The sequence below is a fragment of the Methanolobus sp. genome (assembly GCF_030682845.1).
In the GTDB taxonomy this organism is placed as follows: domain Archaea; phylum Halobacteriota; class Methanosarcinia; order Methanosarcinales; family Methanosarcinaceae; genus Methanolobus.
Genome location: NZ_JAUXNK010000041.1, coordinates 1 through 6857 on the forward strand (window position 1 = coordinate 1; position 6857 = coordinate 6857).

Genomic DNA, 6857 nt, shown 5'->3' on the forward strand with positions numbered 1-6857 from the left:
CCTGACCATCAGGAGAGTTTCCCCGTTCACCAATACTGCTGCAGGATTGAACACAGAATTGGCCGGATAGGGCCAATCATCTGCTTTAAGTATAGGATTCCCATCATAACGCTTGAAAAGTTCTCCGCGGTCTTCCCATTCCATAATAACTCCCCCTTACGGACTTCACTTAAGTCAGGCCGTTTGACGAGAACTCTCTCTTCTCGTAGATCCCCATCAATCCTTTACCGGTTTCATGTTGTTGATCAATAGCGATATTGTCGGAATACCTGGCTAGCATCTCTAAAGCCATAATGAAACAGACGACCGATTCAGCTCCCTGGTTAGGGTTCATTCCTTTGGGGTCAAGCCCGTCACATACTGCTCCGTTGGAGTGGTCGTACATGATAGCTTTTAGTCTGTTCCTTCCAAGGAAATACTCGAAAGAACGGTTTGCAAGCTGGAGATATTTTTCATCGTGTGTAACCTCATAGGCAGTCACATAAGCCTCCGTAAGATAAGCGGCATCAATAGGCTGTTGTCCAAATATCGCTTTATGGCCTTTCTGTTTGTACCAGCCTTCATTCCCTATAAGATCGAAGAACTCCTCGTTCCACTGTATTCCCGTAAGGAAATCCAGGGCTTTTATCCCTACTTCCTTGTACCTTGGATTCCCGGTAATATTATATGCCATCATAAGGGCTTCGCACATCTTGGCATTTCCATAGGTCACTTCAGTTTCGAACCATTCCCATTTGTCCTGCATGTTATAATCGTATAAGCTGACAAGGAAATCAGCATATTTTATAAACACCGGAAGGAATGTGGCCTGATCTATTCCTTTATCGAGTATCTCATACAAACCGCACATTGTGTAAGCTTTTGCCCTGGGTGCATGGATGTCTTCCATAATGGGCCCGGACCTGCGGACAATCTCAAGTGCGTGGTTGCGCAGGTTTTGAGGCAGGTGTGGGGAGGCACATACATGCCCCAGCCCGTATAATGCACGCCCGAATGTGTCATCACTGCCTTTGTCATCAAGGAATTTCCGGTCGTAACTCATGAAATTATGGAAATGTCCGCTCTCGGTCTGCGCATGGTCTATATAACTTAGGTAAACAGTAACAAGCCTTTTTATCTCTCCTGCCTGTGGGTTGTCTGCAGATGTCGTCCGTGTCAGCGCTACAAGTCCCCTCCCGACATCATCAGTACTATAACCATGCCTTCGGCTTGGCACTCCCATGGTTGCATGCTGGAAAATGCCAACATCATCTGTCATCGAGATAAGATATTCAAGATTCGTTTTGGGTAAGTTGGAAGGTAGGGAGAAATCAGTCATGGTCTCAACAGTAGGTTGAGGATTCTTTTCAAGCGTCTGCTTAAATAAACTGACATATTCTTTGCCTACGTTCTTCCATATCATCTGCCTGCCAAAATCATAGGCTGTCCTGCGCATCTGGTTGCACTCCTGCGGATTTTCGATCAAATGCAGCAATGAAGTGCTGAAACCATCGCTATCCTTGAAACCCACAAGCATTCCACGACCATCCACCAGCATTTCCTGAGCATACCAGTAAGGTGTGGAGACTATTGCCTTACCCATACCAATCGCATAACTCAGGGCACCACTGACAACCTGCTCTTTGGAAAGATACGGAGATACGTAAATATCACTGGCAAGGATATATTTGTACAGTTCCCTTTTCTGGACGAATTTGTCATGGAAAACAACATTCTTCTCAAGACCGAGTTCATGAACTTTGTTTATAAGATACTCTCTGTACACTTCTCCAAAATTCCTTTTAACTTCAGGATGAGTGGCTCCCAGTACCAGGTAAGTCAGGTCCGGATACTTTTCAACCACTGCAGGCAGTGCATCCAGAATGGTCTCTATACCCTTATTCTGGTTGAGAAGGCCAAAGGTAAGAATCAGGGGCGACCCTTCTAATTTGAGTGCTTTCTTATGTTCCTCTGAGCCTGAAAAAGGGCAGTCAGGGATTCCATGATATACAAGTTCTATCTTGTCTGCAGGTGTATCGTACACCTCGCGCAGTATATTTTTTGCTGTTTTGCTCATTACGATTATTTTATCAGAATACTGCATCAGTTTCTCTGTTGCCCTACGGTATGGAGGCTCCGGGTCCTTTATCACAGTATGCAGTGTTGTAATGATTGGTTTATCTATTTTTGAGAGTAACTCAAAAATGTAATCGCCGGCATCTCCCCAGTAAAGGCCGAATTCGTGCTGAAGGCAAACTACATCGACATCTGCCTCATTGATATATTCTGCTGCACGGTTGTAATCTTCAAGCTGATCCCTCCTGATCTCAAAAACGACTTCATCAGGATACTCATAGTTTTCATCGATGCCGTTGAGAGCTATGACTTCGCATTCAACAAAATCCTTTTCCCGTGATACAGAAGTAAGCAGATCAGAAGTGAATGTTGCTATCCCACACTTTCGCGGAACATAGGTTCCGATAAATAGTACTTTTAATTTTCGTTTCAACTAATTACCCCCCGGTTGCAGTAAATTTGAATATGCCATTGAAAATAATAAGGTGTCAACTCTACTCAAAATCGTGTATGTGAAGTTGCAACTAACAATTCCATTATTCAAAGATACTATCTGAATTGTAACATCAGTCTTTTCATCCCCACCCAACCGCCAGCTTTTGTTTTTAGGCGGCGAGATACCCTAAATAACTATTGGGCGAAATCGTATTTAACCTTATTCACAAACAAATTTCTAAGCGTGTTTATTTTTGAGAGAATCAATCTTGCTGATCATGGTGATATTTTAGAAAAAACCACTTTAAAAGAGGTAATGTTACCTGCTGAATAAAATGCATGCAATTGATTTATGAATATAATCTATAAGTTGCATCACGTTCATACATCAGATTTTCCTGAATGTTTTTTAGTATTTACATTAACAATTAATTGCATATGAACACCTACTTATAATTTTATAAGAGACATGTCATAAAAACCTTTTTATATCATGTACATGTTGTCGACTAATTGCTCAACAAACCACCACGTGGAGCATTAGAGATGATTACGGCTGAACGTCTTCTCTAGCCGTGGCTATATATTCACCACAAACAGCTTCAGGCTACTGAAAGACGCTCCTCTACCCAAATCATGGCTCATCCACAGACTGGTTACTAACAACAAATGGGTGGTAACTAGATGTCACTTAACGAATCCGTAAACAGAATAGTAGTAGGTTCAGGAGTTATATTCGCAGGTACGATCAGCGGACTCCTATTGAACATCCTCATCAAGGGAGTGCTGACAAGGAACCTGTCCCAGACAGATTTTGGCACTTACTCACTCGCACTAACAGTCATTTCCCTCACAGGTGCTATCGCCACGCTGGGCCTGCACGAAGGTGTACCCAGATATATAGCATACTTCAGGGGAAGGAACGAAGACCACAAAATACAGGAAATTGTAGTATCCGGCCTGCTCATGGGCCTTGTAGCGGGAGTGCTGGCTATGTTCATTTCCCCGATAGTATTTGAACGCGCCGCAGCAGGTATGTTCGATACCCAGGATAATATATCTGCAATAATCAGGATAATGATCTTTGCAATTCCGCTTACGATATTCATGAACATAGCCATAGCAGTATACAGAGGATTTGACCGTACCAACGTCAACATGTACTTCTATGATGTAATAAGACCCGTATCCCTATGGGCCTTTGTATCTATAGCAGTACTTGCAGGAGTATCACTGCACACGTTCGTACTTGCAGATCTCCTCTCAATGGTGTTCACATTCAGCCTGATGGTGGTGTATTTCATCAAGAACCCGCCATTTAAGCCAGAGCTCAAGGTCCGTTTTAGCGAGCCCACAAAACAACTTGTAAAGTACTCGTTCCCGCTGCTTATAAGTGCGACTCTGCTCAACCTTATGACCTGGACCGACACCATAATGCTGGGATACTTCAAGTCCTCGCAGGTCGTTGGCGTATATAGTGCAGTTTACCCGCTGGTCAGCTTCCTCACAATAATAATAACCTCCATGGGCTTTGTTTATATTCCGGTAGCTTCCAGAATATGGGGGGAGGGTCGCAAAGACATCCTTGGTTCTCTCTATAAGGTAGTAACAAAATGGTGCTTTGTCCTTTCATTCCCCATATTTGCGCTCATGTTCGTGTATCCGGAAGCCATACTTACCAGGCTGTACGGAGCTGAATACGCAACTGGAGCTACAGTATTGAGGATACTTGCAATTGGTTTCATCACAAACGCGTACTTCGGGTTTAACTACCATACAATAATGGCAGTAGGTGACTCCGGTTTCCTCATGAAGTGCTCAACTGCAAGTGCTGTGATCAATGTAGTGCTCAATTTCATGCTGATACCCCCGTATGGCATGATAGGGGCAGCTGCAGCATCGGCAGCATCGTTTGCAACCATCGAGCTTCTAATGACCCTGAGAGCATGGAGGACGCATGGAATGCACCCGTTCACAATTGCTTACAAGAAATTCACGGTTATCTGTATAGCACTCATATCGATCATGATGGTATTCAAGTTAATACTCCCTACAGTTGGTTTGCTATGGGTTTACGGCGTGTTCGCAGTCGTGTACATTATCATCTGCCAGTATTCAGGTGTTATCAATGATGATGACAGGACAATAGCTAAACAGGTACGCACTCAAGTACGCACAAATGTCAGACGTAGTATCGGACTCTTTGTGCCACGAACTCTCAGGAATCTCTGATACAGAAGAAAGACCCAAAAAGTTGCTATATTATGCTCAACAGTAAAGTTGTATTGAGTATTCGTTGATAATATAGCGGGAGTATCAGCATGGGACTGGAAGAAGAATGTGCATTACACAACGCAAGCAGCAAAACAAAGCCCGGCATCTTCTGGAAGCCTGCAGGAAACCACAGGCTTTTCACAAGGTACGATGGGAATCCTATACTTAAAGCAGATGATTGGCCCTATCCGGCCAATTCTGTGTTCAATCCTGCAGCAGTATTGGTGAACGGGGAAACTCTCCTGATGGTCAGGGTCGAGGATCACCGGGGTTTTTCACATCTTACAGTGGCCAGAAGCAGGAACGGTTACGATGACTGGAAGATAGATGATCATCCGACCTTCACGGCTGATCCTGATAACTATCCTGAGGAAGAGTATGGTATAGAGGATGCACGCATAACTTATAATGAAGACGAGAAGCAGTGGTATATAGCCTATACATCGTTTTCTTCTTCAGGTCCTCTGCCCTCACTTGCCAGGACCAGGGATTTCAAGAAGTTCGAACGCATTGGTGCAGTCCTGCCGCCAGAGAATAAGGATGCAGCGTTGTTCCCTGTCAGGTTCAATGGCAGATGGGCTCTTATCCACAGGCCTGTTGCAGGCGGTCTGACCAAAGCCAATATGTGGATATCATTCTCTTCCGACATGAAGCAGTGGGGAGAGCACCAGGTTCTCCTGTATGCCCGTGAAGGTGGCTGGTGGGATGCAAATAAGATCGGTCTCTCCCCTCAGCCGCTGAGAACAGAAAAAGGCTGGCTTGTGATGTACCACGGAGTCAGGCATACTGCATCAAAGATGAGTTACAAGCTCGGCCTTGCTCTGCTGGACCTGGAGGATCCTACTATAGTGCTGAAAAGAGCAGATGAATGGATATTCGGACCACATGAGCATTATGAAAGGGTTGGCGATGTAAATGAGGTTGTCTTCCCATGTGGCTGGATCGTTGACGGGGATGAGGTCAGGATGTACTACGGAGGCGCAGACACCTGTGTGGCATTGGCAACAGCAAGCATGAAAGAGATCCTTGATTACATGGAAAAATGCTAGGGATTCCTGGAAAGGATACAAGCCATCTGCATGGATAAATACCCTTCATATGCTTATTTTCATATAAGCTCTGATGCATCCTCTTTAATGGCTACACGTGCATCTTCTGTGCAGGAATAATGTTCTTGTGGCTTTATTAGAGTGATTAGGTTTATACATGATAAGGATAGACTTTGAATGTATCCTTATCTAATGGGGGGAGGTGAAAGATATGGAAAAGTGCGGAGTATGCAACCAGGATGTTGAAAAGCAGCCCCGGATTACTGCTGAGGGGAAATGTGATACTTGCGGTGCCAAGCTAAGTATGGTAGAAGAAGGGAAGCATGAAAAAGGCAGATAAGCTGCTTTAAATCATGTTTCCTGACAGGTAGAAGCCAGTAAAGTTACCTGTTTTCAGGTAGCTTTCTTCTACATTTTTATATTTTTATTGCTGCTGTATAAATCTTATGGCCCTTATAGTATTGTTTCCCTTTTTATAGAGTTCTTAGATAGTCTATCAGATCGTTCAGATCCTCATCCTTCATATCCCACCTTGGCATAGTCGGGTCAAGCGGGCGGCCTTCAGGATCGACTCCTGATCTTATAGCTCTTCTGATAGTTTCTTCAGTGTATGGCTCGTGTCCTGCATGTTCCTCCGAAGTGAGCCCATCATAAGTAATATCCGCGGGTACTACGTATCCCATCATTACGGGAACTCCTCCCCGCCCATCTTCTCCATGGCAATGTACACAGCTACCTCCGTGCACATAGAACCAGTGCGGTCCTCCGTTTGTATCTATGCGCTGCCTTGATTGGTTATATCCTGTGTAGTATATCATCTGACCATTGGATTCATAATCAATTTCTAATGCCTCATTATCGAGAGGATAACCGGTATCTGGATAACCGGGGCCCCTTACGCCAGAAAGATAGCCCGGAGTTGATAGAATATATATCATTCCGGTTATGCCTATGATGATCAATGCAAGTGCAATCACTACTAAGGTCATTCTGGACATATTTTATCGCTCCAGATTATTTTTGATCTCTTCAAACTCTTCCCTG

General features: G+C 44.2%; 5 protein-coding genes. 3 read left to right on the top strand and 2 right to left on the bottom strand.

Features of this window, described 5'->3' with window-relative positions:
- Positions 1 to 169: 169 nt before the first annotated feature.
- Positions 170 to 2488: a glycosyltransferase gene (locus Q8J68_RS04000; protein ID WP_305310257.1), complete on the bottom strand. Its 2319-nt coding sequence runs from the start codon at positions 2486 to 2488 to the stop codon at positions 170 to 172.
- A 686-nt stretch (positions 2489 to 3174) separates the two neighbouring features.
- On the opposite strand from Q8J68_RS04000, the gene Q8J68_RS04005 reads away from it, so the two are divergent.
- The 3 genes from Q8J68_RS04005 to Q8J68_RS04015 all read left to right on the top strand — a co-directional run bounded on the left by Q8J68_RS04005 (position 3175) and on the right by Q8J68_RS04015 (position 6153).
- Positions 3175 to 4722: an oligosaccharide flippase family protein gene (locus tag Q8J68_RS04005; RefSeq protein WP_305310258.1), complete on the top strand. Its 1548-nt coding sequence runs from the start codon at positions 3175 to 3177 to the stop codon at positions 4720 to 4722.
- 89 nt (positions 4723 to 4811) lie between these two features.
- Positions 4812 to 5813, top strand: coding sequence for a glycosidase (locus Q8J68_RS04010; protein ID WP_305310259.1), 1002 nt, complete (start codon positions 4812 to 4814; stop codon positions 5811 to 5813).
- A 211-nt stretch (positions 5814 to 6024) separates the two neighbouring features.
- A complete protein-coding gene (locus tag Q8J68_RS04015; RefSeq protein ID WP_305310260.1) occupies positions 6025 to 6153 on the top strand; it encodes a hypothetical protein in 129 nt (42 codons plus the stop codon).
- A gap of 133 nt (positions 6154 to 6286) precedes the next feature.
- Here the strand turns inward: Q8J68_RS04015 and Q8J68_RS04020 are convergent, their stop codons facing one another.
- Positions 6287 to 6811, bottom strand: coding sequence for a cytochrome c (locus tag Q8J68_RS04020; protein ID WP_305310261.1), 525 nt, complete (start codon positions 6809 to 6811; stop codon positions 6287 to 6289).
- Positions 6812 to 6857: the final 46 nt, after the last annotated feature.

What these genes read in the sequence shown, in the direction of transcription:
- Q8J68_RS04015 (WP_305310260.1), top strand. Translation starts at nt 6,025, where the DNA reads ATGGAAAAGTGCGGAGTATGCAACCAGGATGTTGAAAAGCAGCCCCGG.
- Q8J68_RS04010 (WP_305310259.1), top strand. Translation starts at nt 4,812, where the DNA reads ATGGGACTGGAAGAAGAATGTGCATTACACAACGCAAGCAGCAAAACA.
- Q8J68_RS04005 (WP_305310258.1), top strand. Translation starts at nt 3,175, where the DNA reads ATGTCACTTAACGAATCCGTAAACAGAATAGTAGTAGGTTCAGGAGTT.
- Q8J68_RS04020 (WP_305310261.1), bottom strand. Translation starts at nt 6,811, where the DNA reads ATGTCCAGAATGACCTTAGTAGTGATTGCACTTGCATTGATCATCATA.